The sequence below is a fragment of the Aeromonas sp. Prich7-2 genome (genome assembly GCF_017939255.1).
GTDB lineage: Bacteria > Pseudomonadota > Gammaproteobacteria > Enterobacterales > Aeromonadaceae > Aeromonas > Aeromonas caviae.
The window spans coordinates 60,437-74,514 of sequence record NZ_JAGKRI010000009.1 but is presented as its reverse complement, the minus strand read 5'-3'; the positions used below and the strand labels follow the sequence as shown (position 1 = coordinate 74,514).

Here is a 14,078-nt window from a genome sequence, read left to right as displayed (position 1 = left end):
CAGCCGAGCCAGCATGTCGCCAGATGCCTCAACAACATCGTTCAGATCGTTTGCAATAGACATAAAAAAATCCGGAACCAGTGATTGGTTCCGGATTGTCCTACAGCAGAAGGATCGGTCAATGGATCCTTAACTGATCAGCATTGGGCTTGATGAGGCCGTTGGGACACGCCTTGAAGCAGTCGCCACAACGGGTGCAGAGGGTGAGGAACTGGGACTCGTCGATGGCCCAGGGCGGGCGTGCCTCATGGCAGACCACCTCGGGTCTGCGGGGGCTCCCCCATGCGTGTGCCAGCCAGCGACAGAAAAAATGCGTCATGCCCACCTCTATACCTATTAGGGGTTAATTTTATCCAGTTTTGGGCCGGCAAGCCAGAGAATAACGGCGGGCAGGATCGCAAGCCGGGTTGCCCTTGTGTAAGCTAAGCGGGTCTTTTTGCGGGATTGAATGAACTCATGTGGCTATTTCTGTGGCGTGCTTCTCTGCTCTATGTCTTCCCCCTGCTGATGTGGGCTTACTGCCATCTCAAGGGTATCGAGTTCAGTGAACTGGATACCGGGGTCAACAGCCACAAGTGGGTGGTGCTGGCGGCCTACCTGCTCTATGTGCTGATTTGGTTGCTGCTCAACCGCTATCTCGAACTCTTCCTGCGCCAGCGGGGGCGCAGATGACCCCGCTGCTGACCTGGTGGCCTGCCATGCTGGCTGGCGGGCTGGCGCTGCTGTTCGGCTGGTGGTGGGGGCGACGCAGCGGCCGTGAAGAGGCGCTGCTGCTGGAGGAGCGTTATCAGGGGTTGCAGGATCGCTGGGACGCGCTGCAGGACGAGAAGATGCTGGCTCAGCAGAAGCTGGATCAGCAGCAGACCCTGCTGCTCAAGCTCACCGCCCGCCTCAAGGAGGCCGAGGCGACCCTGCGCAGCGAACGCATCGCCAGCGCCGAGAAGCTGCAGTTGCAGCAAGAGGCTGAGCAGCGCCTCGGCCAACAGTTCGAGAACCTCGCCAATCGTATCTTTGAACAAAATGCTGGAAACTTCCGCGAACTGAATCAGAACAGCATGGATCTCCTGCTGACTCCACTCAAGGAGCAGTTGGAGGGCTTTCGCCGCCAGGTGGGAGAGACCCACGCCCAGGAGACGGCCCAGCGCCACAACCTCAAGTTCGAGCTGGAGCGCCTTGCCGAGCTCAACGCCCGCATGACCGAAGAGGCGGCGGCGCTGACCCGGGCCCTCAAGGGCGACAGCAAGCAGCAGGGCAACTGGGGGGAGGTGGTGCTGGCGCGGATCCTCTCCGAGTGCGGCCTGCGCGAGGGGCATGAGTACCACACCCAGGTCAACATCGAGGTGGACAAGGGCAAGCGCTACCAGCCCGACGTCATCGTCCACCTGCCCCAGGAGAAGGACATCATCATCGACGCCAAGGTGTCGCTGACCGCCTATGAGCGCTGGTACAACGCCGCTGACGATCTGGAGAAGGCGGTGGCGCTCAAGGAGCACGTCGCCTCGGTGCGCAACCATATCCGCGAGCTGGGCCGCAAGGATTACCAGCAGTTGCCCGGGGTGCGCACCCTGGACTATGTGCTGATGTTCGTGGCGGTGGAGCCTGCCTTCCTCGCTGCCCTGGAAGCGGACCCTTCCCTGGTGCGCTACGGGCTGGAACACAACATCCTGCTGGTGAGCCCTACTAACCTGATGGTGGCGCTGCGCACCATAGAGAACCTGTGGCGCTACGAGCGGCAGAACCAGAACTCGCGCCAGATAGCGGAGCGGGCCGGTCGCCTCTACGAGAAGTTGCGGCTGTTCGTGGAGGAGATGCAGCAGATGGGGGGCAGCTTGCACAAGGCGCAGGAGAGCTACGACAAGGCGATGGGCCGGCTGGTGAACGGTCGTGGCAACCTGATCGCCCAGGCCGAGCGCTTTCGCGAGCTGGGGGTCGAGGTGACCAAGCCCTTGCCGGACGCGCTGGTGGACAGGGCGCTGGAGCGGGAGGAGTCGGCGGACTGAGGGGAGTCGTCATTCGCCGGGACAACGAAAAGGGCAGCCATTGGCTGCCCTTTTCGTTTCATGCAACAGCCTGGACGGCTGCTTATTGCTTCCAGAAGGAGGGGAAGAAGAGCACCGCCACCGTCAGGATCTCGAGGCGTCCCAGCAGCATGCCGAACGACAGTATCCACTTGGCCGCATCCGGCAGACTGGCGAAGTTGGTGCTGGGACCGATGACAGGCCCCATGCCCGGGCCCACGTTGGCCACGGCGGTGATGGAGCCCGAGATGGCGGTCAGGGGGTCCAGCCCGATGGCGGCGAGCAGGGCGGCGATCAGCAGGATGATGGCGAAGTAGACCAGCACGAAGGAGATCAGGGAGCGGATGATGGCGTCGTTGACCGGACGGCCGTTGTACTTCTGGGGAAACACGGCGGAGGGGTGCATCAGCTGGCGCATCTGTTTCTTGAACAGGGCGAAGGCCACCTGGACCCGAAAGATCTTGAGCCCGCCCGAGGTGGAGCCGGAGCAGGCGCCGAGTGCCAGCAGGATGATGAAGATAATGGTGGTGAGCGGGCCCCAGGTGCCGAAGTCACCGAGTCCGAAACCCGTGGTGGTAAGCACGGAGACGATATTGAAGCTGCTGATGCGCAAGGCATCCATGAAGCCGTAGATGTCTCTCACCCAGAGATAGAAGGTGACGACCAGGGTCACCCAGACGATCAGCCAGAAGAAGCCCTGCACCTGGGCATCCTTGAACAGGCTGTTGTCACGGCGGGAGAGAGCCTGCACATAGAGCAGGAAGGGCAGGCCACCGAGGAACATGAAGAGGGTGCCTATCCAGTGCGCCGCGTGGGAGAAGTGGGACATGGATTGATCGGAGGTGGAGTAGCCGCCGGTGCTGAGGGTCGTCATGGCGTGGTTGACCGCTTCGAACAGGTTCATGCCACTCACCCAGTAGGCGAGGAAGCAGAGCATGGAGAGTACCAGATAGACCAGCACTATGTTGTTGGCCACCGTTTTGGCGCGGGGGGCGCTCTTGTCGGACCAATCGGAGCTCTCGGTCTGGAACAGCTTCATGCCACCGACGTTGAGGTAGGGCAGCACCGCCACCGCCATCACGATGAAGCCGACCCCGCCCAGCCACTGCAGGATGGATCGCCACAGCAGGATGCTGTGGGCCATGCCGTCCAGCCCCGACAGCACGGTGGATCCCGTGGTGGTGACCCCCGACATGGTCTCGAAGTAGGCGTCGGCAAAGTCGATATGGGTGATGAAGACGAAGGGCAGGGCCCCGAAGACGCAGGCGACCACCCAGACCGAGGTGGTGAGCAGGAACATCTCCCGCACGCCGAGGTGAAACTCTGCCTTGCGACCGTAATGGAGGCAGAGCAGAGCGGCACCATGGGTGATCAAGACCGACTTGAGAAATTCGACGAAACCTTCCGAACCGGTCAGCAGGGCCAGCAGGGTGGGCAGCCACATGAAGAGCGCCAGCTTGGAGAGCACCAGCCCGAGCGTGAAGACGATGGGATGCAGCTTGATCATGCAAGAAAACCTGGTCGTTGATTGAAAAAAGACCCGGACCTTTCCTGAGAAAAGGGGCCGGGTCCGGATACCGTTGCCAGAGACATGGCCGGCTTACAGGAAGAAGGGACTGGGCTGGAACAGACGCTCCACTTCCGGGATGTACTTCTTGTCCACCAGGAACATCACCACGTGGTCATCCTGCTGTATCTGGGTACGATCGTGGGCGATCAGCACCTCATCACCGCGCACCACTGCGCCTATGGTCGTGCCCGGGGGCAGCTTGAGCTCGCCCACTGTCTTGCCCACCACCTTGGAGGTGTTCTCGTCCCCGTGGGCGATCGCCTCGATGGCTTCGGCCGCCCCGCGGCGCAGGCTGTAGACGTTGGCGATGTCGGCGCGACGCACATGGGTCAGCAGGGCCGAGATGGTGGCCTGCTGGGGGGAAATGGCGATGTCGATGGAGCCGCCCTGTACCAGGTCCACGTAGGCGCCGCGCTGGATCAGCACCATGGTCTTCTTGGCCCCCATCTTCTTGGCGAGCAGGGCCGACATGATGTTGGCCTCATCCTCGTTGGTCACCGCGATGAAGACGTCGATCTGGTCGATGTGCTCCTCCGCCAGCAGCTCCTGATCCGCCGCATCGCCGCAGAAGACGATGGTGTGTTCCAGATGCTCGGAGAGCTGCTCCGCCCGCTTCTGGTTGCGCTCGATGAGCTTGACGCTGTAGCGCTTCTCTAGCTGGCGGGCGAGACCGGCGCCTATGTTGCCGCCGCCGACGATCATGATGCGCCGGTAGGGGCTCTCGAGGCGTTGCAGCTCCGACATCACGGCGCGGATATGGCCCGCCGCGGCCACGAAGAACACCTCGTCATCGGCTTCGATGATGGTGGTGCCCTGGGGGCGGATGGAGCGCCCCTGGCGGAAGATGGCGGCGACCCGGGTTTCGATGTTGGGCATGTGTTCCCGCAGAGTGGAGAGCGCATTGCCCACCAGGGGGCCGCCGTAATAGGCCTTGACCGCCACCAGGCCCACCTTGCCGTCGGCAAAATCCACCACCTGCAACGCCCCCGGATACTCGATCAGGCGACGCACGTAGTCGGTCACCAACTGCTCGGGGGCGATCAGGTGATCCACGGGGACGGATTCGGGCAGGAACAGGCGATCCCGCTCCACCAGATAGGCGGGGGACCGAATGCGCGCCACCTTATTTGGGGTGTTGAACAGGGAGTAGGCGACCTGGCAGGCGACCATGTTGGTCTCGTCGCTGTTGGTGACGGCGACCAGCATGTCGGCATCCTGGGCGCCGGCTTCGCGCAGCACCCTGGGATGGGCGCCGTGGCCGTTCACCACCCGCAGGTCGAATTTGTCCTGCAGTTCGCGCAGGCGCTCGCTGTCGGTGTCGACGATGGTGATGTCGTTGTTCTCGCCGGCGAGATTTTCGGCCAGGGTGCCACCCACCTGACCTGCGCCCAGAATGATGATTTTCATAAGGCCATCTTACTCAAGGTTGTTGCTTCGTAATGAGGCGGCCCGTCACCGGGCCTGCCATCCGCCGGTTCGGCCTACAGCTTGATGAGCTTGGCATAGTAGAAGCCGTCCATCTCCGCCTCGCCGGGCAGGAACTGGCGACCCGGACAGGCCGGGGTGTCTTCTGCATGCAACGGCACCAAGCGGGCATCCGGGGTATCGGCCAGGAAGGCGCGGATCTGCTCCCGGTTCTCTTCCGGCAACACGGAGCAGGTGGCGTAGAGCAGGGTGCCGCCCTGCTTCAGCTTGCCCCAGAGGGCATCGAGAATGCGGCGTTGCAGCTCGGCCAGCTCGCGGATGTCCTGATCCCGGCGCAACCACTTGATGTCGGGGTGACGACGGATGACGCCGGTGGCGGAGCAGGGGGCATCCAGCAGGATGCGGTCGAACTGCCCCTGTGGCCACCACAGATCCGGCGTGCTGGCATCACCGTGGATCACTTGGGCCTGAAGGCCGATGCGATCCAGGTTCTCCTGCACCCGCTTGAGGCGGTTGTCGTCGGCGTCGACGGCAACCACGCCGGCAAGGGCCGGCTGGCGTTCCAGCAAATGGGCGGTTTTGCCGCCGGGGGCGGCGCAGGCGTCCAGCACCCACTCGCCTGGCTGGGGATCGAGCAGGGCGGCGGCCTGCTGGGCGGCACCGTCCTGCACCGAGCAGTCACCCTGCTCGAAGCCGGGCAGCTTTGTCACGTCGCAGGGGCGCTCCAGCAGGATGCAATCTTCCCCTTCCACACCGGCCATGGCCGGGATACCCACCTCGCTCATGCGGGCCAGCATGGCCTCGCGGCTCTGGCGCTGGCTGTTGTTGCGGATCCACATGGGCGGGCGCTGGTTGTTGGCCTCCATGATGAACTCCCAGTCATCGGGATAGGCCTGACGCAGGCGCTTGGTGAGCCATTCGGGGTGGCCGAGGCGGACGCTGGGAACGCGGTCGATGCGCAGCAGGATCACTTCGGCGCTGCGCTGGAAGTTGCGCAGTACGCCGTTGATGAGGCCGCGCAGGGAAGAACCCTTGAGCAGCTTGACGGCGTTGACGGTCTCGGCCACGGCGGCGTGAGCCGGAATGCGGGTATAGATGAGCTGGTAGAGGCCGACCAGGATGAGGTAGTGGAAGATGCGGCTCTTGTTCTTGAGCGGCTTGTCCATCATCTCGCTGACCGCCGCATCGAGGCGGGGCAGCCAGCGCAGGGTGCCGTAGCAGAGTTCTTGCAGGAGGGCGCGATCGCGAGGGGCGACCTTCTCCTGGGCAGCAGGCAGAACGGCGGAGAGAGATTGGCCCTGATCCAGCACCTGTTGAATGACGAGAGCAGCCTGTGCGCGTGTTTTCATAGCGTTACCTTAGATGCACAAGTCGGGGCCAGGGCCCCGCTTGTGTCAATTCAATCCAGATCAAATCAGTTGCGTGCCAGGTTCAAACCAGTCGCGGCGAGAGTTGAGCAGATCCGAAACGGACATGGCCTTCTTGCCGGGAGGTTGCAGGGTTAGCAGGCGCAGCACCCCCTGACCGGTGGCAACCTCGATCCCCTGCTTGTCGGCCTTGAGCAGGGTACCGGCTGCCTGGCCGTGCGCCTTGGGAAGGACTTCGGCCTGCCACACCTTGACGGTCTGTCCGGCGACCTCGAACCAGCTGATGGGCCAGGGGTTGAAGGCGCGGATGCAGCGTTCGATGGCAACGGCGTCCATCGACCAGTCGATGCGGGCCTCTTCCTTGGAGAGCTTCTCGGCGTAGTTGGCCAGCGCATCGTCCTGGGGCTCGGCGGCGGTGTCGCCGGCAGCCATGGCGTCCAGGGTATCGACCAGTGCCTGCGGGCCCAGACCGGCCAGCTTGTCATAGAGGCTGGCAGAGGTCTCATCACTGGCGATGGGGCAGGTTACCTTGCGGATCATGGCGCCGGTATCCAGCCCCACATCCATCTGCATGATGGTGACGCCGGTTTCGGCATCCCCCGCCCAGATGGAGCGTTGAATCGGGGCGGCACCGCGCCAGCGCGGCAGCAGGGAGCCGTGCACGTTGATGCAACCCAGACGCGGCGTATCGAGCACCGCCTTGGGGAGGATGAGGCCATAAGCCACGACGACCATCAGATCGGCACCCAGAGCGGCCAGTTCGGCTTGCGCCGCTTCATTGCGCAGGGAGGCAGGTTGATAGACCGGCAGATCGTGGGCCAGCGCCAGCTCCTTGACCGGGCTGGCAGTGAGCTTCTGGCCGCGACCGGCGGGCTTGTCCGGCTGGGTATAAACGGCGACGACCTCGTGGCCGGAAGACAACAACGCCGCCAGATGACGGGCGGCGAAGTCGGGGGTACCGGCAAAAATCAGTTTCAGCTTGTTCAATGGAGCGGATCCTCAGAGGACTTTGCGATCTTCACGGGCCATCTTTTCCAGCTTCTGACGAATGCGCTGGCGCTTGAGCGGGGACAAGTAATCCACAAACAGCTTGCCGACCAGATGATCCATCTCATGTTGTATGCAGATGGCGAGCAGATCGTCCGCTTCCAGCTCGAAGGTGTTGCCGTGGCGATCTTGCGCCCTGACCTTGACCCACTCGGCGCGCGGAACCAGAGCACGGTTGCCGGGCACGGAGAGGCAGCCCTCTTCGATGCCGGTGCTGCCGGACTGTTCCAGGATCTCCGGGTTGATCAACACCAGCTGTTCTTCGCGGTTCTCGGAGACATCGATGACGATGATGCGCTGATGAATGTCGACCTGGGTCGCGGCCAGGCCGATGCCTTCCTCCGCGTACATGGTTTCGAACATATCATCTACAATGTGTTGTAACTCGGGTGTAAAGGCTTCGACAGGGGCCGCGACTGTGCGCAGACGCTCATCGGGGAAACGCAATACATCTAGAATGGCCATAATTTTTTCTTTAGTTTCATATAAACGCAGTCAATATTGACGTAATTCTAGTCATTTACGCCGACAAAAAACAGCAACACTTTGCGTGCAGAAGTAACAGGGAGTGTTATGTATCTGAAGCAAATCGTCGTCGCCTGCCTGGCGACAGCCTTGGCCGGTGGCGCCATGGCACAGCAGTTGACGCTCAAATCCGGTTACCCCGAGACTTATGTGGTGCAAAAAGGGGACACCCTCTGGGATATCTCGGGCCAGTATCTGGCCGAACCCTGGCTCTGGCCACGCCTCTGGAACATCAATCCGCAGATCGCCAATCCCCACTGGATCTATCCCGGTGACGTGCTGCACCTGAGCTGGGTCAATGGTGAGCCTCGGCTCGGCAAAGCCAGTCAGGGGGGCAAGCAGGTCATCCGTCTCTCGCCCAAGAACCGCTATGAAAACAAGGCCAATCCCATACCGACCCTTCCTCTGAGTGAGATAGCGCCCTTCCTGCAGACCGACCACATTCTGGCCAACAGCCAGCAGAGCAAGGACCTGCCCTATGTGCTCGGCAACAATGACAAGCATGTCGGGATGCTGGAGGGCGACATTCTCTATGTGAAAGGAGCCTTGAACCCGGGTCAGAGTTATGGCCTCTATCGCCCGGGGGTGGCATACAAGGACAAGCATACTGGCGAGTCGCTCGGTCAGGAGGCGATTTTTGTCGGCACGGTGCGGGCAGAGGAGTACCTTGCCCACGACACCACCAAAGTGACGCTGACCCATAACCGGCGTGAGGTGTATCAGGGCGACAAGGTGATGCCGCTGCCGTCGCAGGAGAGCATCTCTGCCGTGTTCATGCCAAAGGCGGCACCCTCCATTTCCCCCGGCTATGTGATCGAGCTGCCGAGCAAGGCACATGGTGGGGGCAAATTTGATGTGGTACTCATCAACAAGGGGGAGCGTGATCAGGTGGCCCCGGGCGATGTGCTCGAGATCCTGCGCCCAGGAGCCGAGATGGTGGACAAGAATGGCAAGGTGTCATACCGGGAATATTCATCCGTCTATGATAAGGCGTTCTATTCTGCCGGCAAGTCATCGCTGCCTGCCGAGGCCGTTGCCAGAGTCATGTTGTTCAAGGTCTACGACAAATTGAGTTACGGTCTTATCCTGCAGAGTCAGGATCTGGTCGGCTCTGGTTATCAGGTCAGTAATTTCTAACGTGTCCTTGCCACTGGAGCGGTTGTCGCTATGGCTGACGCTGGATGCCGTTACAGGCATAGGCCCGGTCACCGCCGCTCGCCTGCTGGCTCATGTGGGTGGTGACATCACAACTCTGTTTGACTCAGACGATGGCGCCCTGCGAGTTCTTGGTCTGCAGAGTGCCCAGATTCAGCAGATGAGATGGCCTCTTCCTGTCGTGGAGCAGGGATTGAGCTGGGCCGCCGAGCCCGGCAATCACCTCCTCTGTCCCGATGACCCCGCATATCCTGCCCTGCTCAAAGAGATCCCCGGCGCACCGCTCTTGCTCTACTGCCGCGGGAACGTCTCATCCCTCTCCCTGCCACAGTTGGCGATGGTGGGTACCCGCCACCCCACCTATGCCGGCAAAGACAATGCGACACGCTTGTGTGCCGAGTTGGTGGGCTGTGGTCTGGCGATCACCTCCGGCCTCGCGTTGGGCATCGATGGCGTCTGCCATCAGCAGGCGCTGGCATCGGGCGGAATCACCCTGGCGGTGCTGGGATCCGGTCTGGATTGTCTCTACCCCAAGCGTCATCAGGGGTTGGCGATGCAGATCCTCGAGCAGGAAGGTCTGCTTGTCTCCGAGTTGGCGCCCCAGCAAGGCCCCCTGGCTGAACACTTTCCTCGCCGCAACCGTATAATCAGTGGCCTGTCGCTGGGGACACTGGTGGTGGAAGCGGCAGAACAGAGTGGTTCGCTCATCACGGCCCGTTATGCGCTGGAGCAGGGCCGCGAGGTCTTTGCCGTTCCCGGCGCTCCGCAAAATGCACAGGCAGCAGGGTGCAACCGTCTGCTTCAACAGGGTGCCAAGCTGGTCTTGAATGCCGCCGATATCCTGGAAGAGTTTCCAAGGCTGGTCTTGCCCCCTGGACCCGCCAACGGTTCTTCCGAGGCGCAGCATAATAGCGAATTGCCTTATGCCGATTTGTTGGATAACGTAGATTATGAGACCACGAGCGTGGATACCGTTGCCGAACGGGCCCGGCTTCCTGTCGATGTCGTACTGGGCAGGTTGGTAGAGCTGGAGCTGGTTGGTGCAGTGATGGCGGTAGCCGGTGGATACGTCAGAGCGAGGAGGGCGAATCATGTTTGATGTATTGATGTACCTTTTCGAGACCTACATCCACAGCGATGCAGATGTGATGGTCGAGCAGGATGAACTCACCGACGAACTGAGCCGGGCCGGTTTCGACAAGGACGAGATCGAGAAAGCGCTCAACTGGCTGGAGCGACTGGCCAACCTGCACGACAGCGAGCGGGAAGTCTATGTCACCGCAAGCCAGCAGGGCTCTATGCGGATCTATGCGCCGCAGGAGCTGGTTCGCCTCAGTACTGAATGTCGCGGTTTTCTGCTGTTCCTGGAGCAGGCGCAAGTGTTGAATGCCGAAACCCGTGAAATCTGCATCGAACGGTTGCTCGAGCTGGACAAGCCGGACATCGAGCTGGACGATCTGAAGTGGGTCGTCATGATGGTGCTGTTCAATGTGCCAGGCAGTGAAAACGCCTACCAGCAGATGGAAGAGCTGGTGTTTGACGAGTCGGACGGCGTCATCCACTGACAGCCCGGTGCCGCGCTGGTAGAATTCAGGCCATCTGGATTTCAAGGCGCGGCCCATGTCAAAGATCGATCACCATCTCTTCTCTGCCCACGAACATGCCTTCGAGCGCGAGCCGTGCCCGCAGTGTGGTGCTGAACTGGTGATCCGCCAGGGCAAGCACGGTCCCTTCCTTGGTTGTTCAGCCTATCCCGCTTGCGATTACATTCGCTCCCTCACCCCCTCTGGCCGCGATATAGAGAAAGTGCTCGAGGGGTCGTCCTGTCCGGATTGTGGCCATCCACTGGCCATCAAGAAGGGTCGTTACGGTCTGTTTGTGGGATGTACCCAGTACCCGGCCTGTCAGCATATCGAATCCCTTCAGGAGAGTGACGATACCCAAATCCTCTGCCCGGAGTGTGGCAAAGGTCATCTGGTGAGCCGCACGTCCCGTTATGGCAAACAGTTCTACTCGTGTGACGCCTATCCTCACTGTAAGTATGTGGTGAATGACAAGCCGGTTCCCATACCCTGTCCCGAGTGTGGCTGGGGCATCATGATCGAAAAGAAGGTGCGGGGAAACCTGCGCTGGGTCTGCCCGCAAAAGAAATGCTCCCACCAGATTGAGCGGGTATAATCTCGCCGCCCATGATCAGGCAGGCGGATTGCTGGTCAGCGTGAGGTTGTGAGCCGATGCGCATCGCCCAAGTCGCCCTGATCATGATCGCCATCTCCAGCTCCCTGCGGTTGCTCGGTTCACTGATGCACGCAAGCGTCTGAGCCGAAATGCATGACTGAAGAGGAGCAGGGATATAGCCCATATCGCAGCAGTGATGGCCCCGATGCCGTCATGTCGGTTCAACATACAATCCAGTGATGAGAGGCGGCAGCGTGGCTGTCGCATGTGCTTATGCCAAATGAATTTGAACAAGCGGTTGCCGCCCTTCAAGGAGAAGGGGTTATCGCCTATGCCACCGAAGCCGTGTTTGGTCTGGGGTGTGATCCTGATTCCGAAGCCGCCGTGCAGCGGCTGCTGGCCATCAAGCAGCGGCCGGTGGAGAAGGGATTGATCCTGATCGCGGCAGATCTGGCGCAATTGCAGGACTACATCGACCTGAGCCAGCTCAGCGATGAGCAGCTTGCTCGCGTGCAGGCGAGCTGGCCTGGTCCCTTCACCTGGATCATGCCCGCTCGCGCGACGACGCCGTCCTGGTTGACCGGTCAGTTCGAGACCCTGGCGGTGCGGGTCACAGGCCACCCCCAGGTGCAAGGGCTTTGCCGGGCATTTGGCAAACCGCTGGTGTCCACCAGTGCCAATCTAACCGGTGAGGAACCCGCTCGCCGGGTGGCTGATATTGGCGATCTGCTGGCAAGCCAGCTGGCTTACATTCTGCCCGGCGAAGTCGGGGGGCAAGCCAACCCGTCCGAAATCAAGGACGCCCGCACCGGGGCCATCATTCGCCCATCCTGAGTTGGGCACGGCCCTGTTTCATGCAGGTTGTGCGATGAGGTCATGACAATACGAGAAGTGCAGGCAGTGCATGCATGATGCCTGTCTGACAGGAGATAAAATGAGCAAACCGGATGTGGCCCAGGTAAAAGCCTTCCTGCTGCAATTGCAGGATGATATCTGCCGTGGCCTGGAGCAGGCCGATGGATGCGGGCGCTTTGTGGAAGATGCCTGGAGTCGCGAAGGTGGTGGTGGCGGTAGAACACGGGTGCTGCGTCAGGGGGCGGTGATCGAGCAAGGTGGGGTCAACTTCTCCCATGTCTATGGCGATGCCATGCCGGCATCCGCGACCGCACATCGTCCCGAACTGGCTGGCCGCAGGTTTGAGGCCATGGGGGTGTCGCTGGTGATCCACCCGCATAATCCCTATGTACCGACCAGCCATGCGAATGTGCGGTTCTTCATCGCCGAGAAAGAGGGGGAGGAGCCGATCTGGTGGTTTGGTGGCGGCTTCGACCTGACGCCCTTCTATCCGTTCGAAGAGGACGTGAGGCATTGGCATCAGGTCTCCCATGAGCTCTGTCAGCCGTTCGGCACCGACATTTATCCCGAGTTCAAATCCTGGTGCGATCGTTACTTCTTCCTCAAGCATCGGGGCGAGACGCGCGGGGTGGGTGGTCTTTTCTTCGATGACCTGAACCGCTGGCCCTTTGCCGACTGCTTTGCCTTCATGCGTGCAGTGGGTGAGGGTTACCTGGCGGCCTACTTGCCGATTGTCGAGCGACGCAAGGAGCTTGCTTATGGGGAGCGGGAACGGGCGTTCCAGCTTTATCGCCGTGGCCGTTACGTGGAGTTCAATCTGGTCTACGACCGCGGGACCCTGTTCGGACTGCAGACGGGGGGGCGCACCGAATCCATCCTGATGTCGATGCCGCCGCTGGCGCGCTGGGAGTACGACTGGCAGCCGGAGGCTGGCAGCCCGGAGGCATTTCTCTACAGCGACTACCTCAAACCGCGTGAGTGGTTGTGACCAGAGGGGCCATGATGGCCTTTTCTTATTGGCCGATATTCGGCTTGTTCCTTCATGAGAAAACCCGTTAAATCGGGATATTGCTCTCAAAAGGAACGCCTTGATGGATCGTTATCTGGTTTTTGGCCACCCCGTGCGCCACAGCAAATCTCCCTTCATTCATACCCTGTTTGCCAGGCAGACCCAGCAAGCGCTGGAGTATGGTCTGGCAGAACCTGCTGTCGATGAGTTTGCCAGCGCTCTGAACCACTTCTTCGCCGAAGGAGGGAAGGGGTGCAACGTGACCGTACCTTTCAAGGAGCAAGCCTTTGGGCTGGTGGAGCGGCTGAGCCCCAGGGCCAAGCGGGCGGGAGCGGTCAACACCATCAAACTGACTGATGATGGTGTGCTGCTGGGTGACAATACCGACGGCGCCGGGCTGGTCGCCGATCTCAAGGCTCACGGAGTGAACCTTGCCGGTAGCAGGATCCTGCTTCTGGGGGCCGGTGGCGCAGCTCGTGGCGCCCTGGCCCCCCTGCTGGCGGAAGCGACGGGCGAGATCGTCGTGGTCAACCGTACCCATGCCAAGGCGGAACAGCTGGCTGTGGAGTTCAGGGATCTGGGCAGCATCACTGCTCAATCCTATGAACAGCTGGTGGGGCCGTTCGATCTCATCATCAATTCCACCTCAGCGAGTCTGCAAGGAGAGTTGCCACCTTTGGCGACAACCCTTATCCACCCGGACATCGCGATCTACGACATGATGTATGGCGCAACGGACACAGCCTTCATCGGCTGGGCCAAGCAACATGGTGCGCGCCATACCATGGATGGATTGGGCATGCTGGTCGAGCAGGCTGCTGAGGCCTTTACCGTATGGCGAGGGATCCGGCCCGGCACCAAGCAGGTATTGAGAGAGTTGCAGCGCAATCTGGGCGTCGTGTGAACCAGCTTGTGCGCTCTGTTGGGTT

At 61.1% G+C, this 14,078-nt stretch carries 14 protein-coding genes and 1 pseudogene; 9 read left to right on the top strand and 6 right to left on the bottom strand.

Annotated features, from left to right (window positions below; translation table 11 throughout):
- Nucleotides 1-145: 145 nt before the first annotated feature.
- A pseudogene (locus J9892_RS02770) lies at nt 146-319 on the bottom strand (4Fe-4S binding protein); the annotation flags it as partial.
- Nucleotides 320-456: 137 nt separating this feature from the next.
- On the opposite strand from J9892_RS02770, the gene J9892_RS02765 reads away from it, so the two are divergent.
- Nucleotides 457-672 (top strand): hypothetical protein, encoded by a 216-nt coding sequence (locus tag J9892_RS02765; protein ID WP_010672501.1) that lies wholly within the window; start codon nt 457-459, stop codon nt 670-672.
- Nucleotides 669-2,000: a DNA recombination protein RmuC gene (rmuC, locus tag J9892_RS02760; protein ID WP_045522434.1), complete on the top strand. Its 1,332-nt coding sequence runs from the start codon at nt 669-671 to the stop codon at nt 1,998-2,000. Before J9892_RS02765 ends, rmuC begins: the two co-directional genes overlap by 4 nt.
- Before the next feature lie 82 nt (nt 2,001-2,082).
- On the opposite strand, the gene J9892_RS02755 is transcribed toward rmuC, so the two are convergent.
- From J9892_RS02755 to def, 5 genes are all read right to left on the bottom strand, one after another.
- Complete coding sequence (locus J9892_RS02755; RefSeq protein ID WP_010672503.1) at nt 2,083-3,525, bottom strand: TrkH family potassium uptake protein; 1,443 nt, start codon at nt 3,523-3,525, stop codon at nt 2,083-2,085.
- Between the two features lie 93 nt (nt 3,526-3,618).
- Nucleotides 3,619-4,995 carry a Trk system potassium transporter TrkA gene (trkA, locus tag J9892_RS02750; protein WP_010672504.1) on the bottom strand — a complete coding sequence of 459 codons (1,377 nt, stop codon included), beginning with the start codon at nt 4,993-4,995 and terminating at the stop codon, nt 3,619-3,621.
- Nucleotides 4,996-5,069: 74 nt separating this feature from the next.
- Entirely contained in the window at nt 5,070-6,362 is a 1,293-nt protein-coding gene (gene rsmB / locus J9892_RS02745) for a 16S rRNA (cytosine(967)-C(5))-methyltransferase RsmB (RefSeq protein WP_045522432.1), read from the bottom strand.
- Between the two features lie 60 nt (nt 6,363-6,422).
- A complete protein-coding gene (gene fmt, locus J9892_RS02740) occupies nt 6,423-7,367 on the bottom strand; it encodes a methionyl-tRNA formyltransferase (RefSeq protein WP_048209226.1) in 945 nt (314 codons plus the stop codon).
- A gap of 12 nt (nt 7,368-7,379) precedes the next feature.
- Nucleotides 7,380-7,892 (bottom strand): peptide deformylase, encoded by a 513-nt coding sequence (gene def, locus J9892_RS02735; RefSeq protein WP_010672507.1) that lies wholly within the window; start codon nt 7,890-7,892, stop codon nt 7,380-7,382.
- Nucleotides 7,893-8,000: 108 nt separating this feature from the next.
- Between def and J9892_RS02730 the strand changes: the two genes are divergently transcribed.
- The 7 genes from J9892_RS02730 (at nt 8,001) to aroE (ending at nt 14,053) form a co-directional block, all read left to right on the top strand.
- Nucleotides 8,001-9,089, top strand: a complete 1,089-nt coding sequence (locus J9892_RS02730; protein ID WP_128345206.1) for a LysM peptidoglycan-binding domain-containing protein — start codon at nt 8,001-8,003, stop codon at nt 9,087-9,089.
- A gap of 1 nt (nt 9,090) precedes the next feature.
- Complete coding sequence (gene dprA, locus J9892_RS02725; protein WP_134996691.1) at nt 9,091-10,206, top strand: DNA-processing protein DprA; 1,116 nt, start codon at nt 9,091-9,093, stop codon at nt 10,204-10,206.
- Nucleotides 10,199-10,672: a DUF494 family protein gene (locus J9892_RS02720; RefSeq protein ID WP_010672510.1), complete on the top strand. Its 474-nt coding sequence runs from the start codon at nt 10,199-10,201 to the stop codon at nt 10,670-10,672. The genes dprA and J9892_RS02720 overlap by 8 nt, the downstream gene beginning before the upstream one ends.
- 55 nt (nt 10,673-10,727) lie before the next feature.
- Entirely contained in the window at nt 10,728-11,285 is a 558-nt protein-coding gene (locus tag J9892_RS02715) for a type I DNA topoisomerase (protein ID WP_045522424.1), read from the top strand.
- A 273-nt stretch (nt 11,286-11,558) separates the two neighbouring features.
- Entirely contained in the window at nt 11,559-12,119 is a 561-nt protein-coding gene (locus J9892_RS02710) for a Sua5/YciO/YrdC/YwlC family protein (RefSeq protein ID WP_039039520.1), read from the top strand.
- Nucleotides 12,120-12,219: 100 nt separating this feature from the next.
- On the top strand, nt 12,220-13,128 hold the full coding sequence (gene hemF, locus J9892_RS02705) for an oxygen-dependent coproporphyrinogen oxidase (RefSeq protein ID WP_201871927.1): 909 nt from the start codon (nt 12,220-12,222) through the stop codon (nt 13,126-13,128).
- Between the two features lie 103 nt (nt 13,129-13,231).
- Nucleotides 13,232-14,053, top strand: coding sequence for a shikimate dehydrogenase (gene aroE / locus J9892_RS02700; RefSeq protein WP_210537971.1), 822 nt, complete (start codon nt 13,232-13,234; stop codon nt 14,051-14,053).
- Nucleotides 14,054-14,078 lie beyond the last annotated feature (25 nt).

What these genes read in the sequence shown, in the direction of transcription:
- J9892_RS02730 (WP_128345206.1), top strand. Translation starts at nt 8,001, where the DNA reads ATGTATCTGAAGCAAATCGTCGTCGCCTGCCTGGCGACAGCCTTGGCC.
- J9892_RS02720 (WP_010672510.1), top strand. Translation starts at nt 10,199, where the DNA reads ATGTTTGATGTATTGATGTACCTTTTCGAGACCTACATCCACAGCGAT.
- J9892_RS02755 (WP_010672503.1), bottom strand. Translation starts at nt 3,525, where the DNA reads ATGATCAAGCTGCATCCCATCGTCTTCACGCTCGGGCTGGTGCTCTCC.
- J9892_RS02715 (WP_045522424.1), top strand. Translation starts at nt 10,728, where the DNA reads ATGTCAAAGATCGATCACCATCTCTTCTCTGCCCACGAACATGCCTTC.
- trkA (WP_010672504.1), bottom strand. Translation starts at nt 4,995, where the DNA reads ATGAAAATCATCATTCTGGGCGCAGGTCAGGTGGGTGGCACCCTGGCC.
- rsmB (WP_045522432.1), bottom strand. Translation starts at nt 6,362, where the DNA reads ATGAAAACACGCGCACAGGCTGCTCTCGTCATTCAACAGGTGCTGGAT.
- hemF (WP_201871927.1), top strand. Translation starts at nt 12,220, where the DNA reads ATGAGCAAACCGGATGTGGCCCAGGTAAAAGCCTTCCTGCTGCAATTG.
- def (WP_010672507.1), bottom strand. Translation starts at nt 7,892, where the DNA reads ATGGCCATTCTAGATGTATTGCGTTTCCCCGATGAGCGTCTGCGCACA.
- aroE (WP_210537971.1), top strand. Translation starts at nt 13,232, where the DNA reads ATGGATCGTTATCTGGTTTTTGGCCACCCCGTGCGCCACAGCAAATCT.
- rmuC (WP_045522434.1), top strand. Translation starts at nt 669, where the DNA reads ATGACCCCGCTGCTGACCTGGTGGCCTGCCATGCTGGCTGGCGGGCTG.
- J9892_RS02765 (WP_010672501.1), top strand. Translation starts at nt 457, where the DNA reads ATGTGGCTATTTCTGTGGCGTGCTTCTCTGCTCTATGTCTTCCCCCTG.
- J9892_RS02710 (WP_039039520.1), top strand. Translation starts at nt 11,559, where the DNA reads ATGCCAAATGAATTTGAACAAGCGGTTGCCGCCCTTCAAGGAGAAGGG.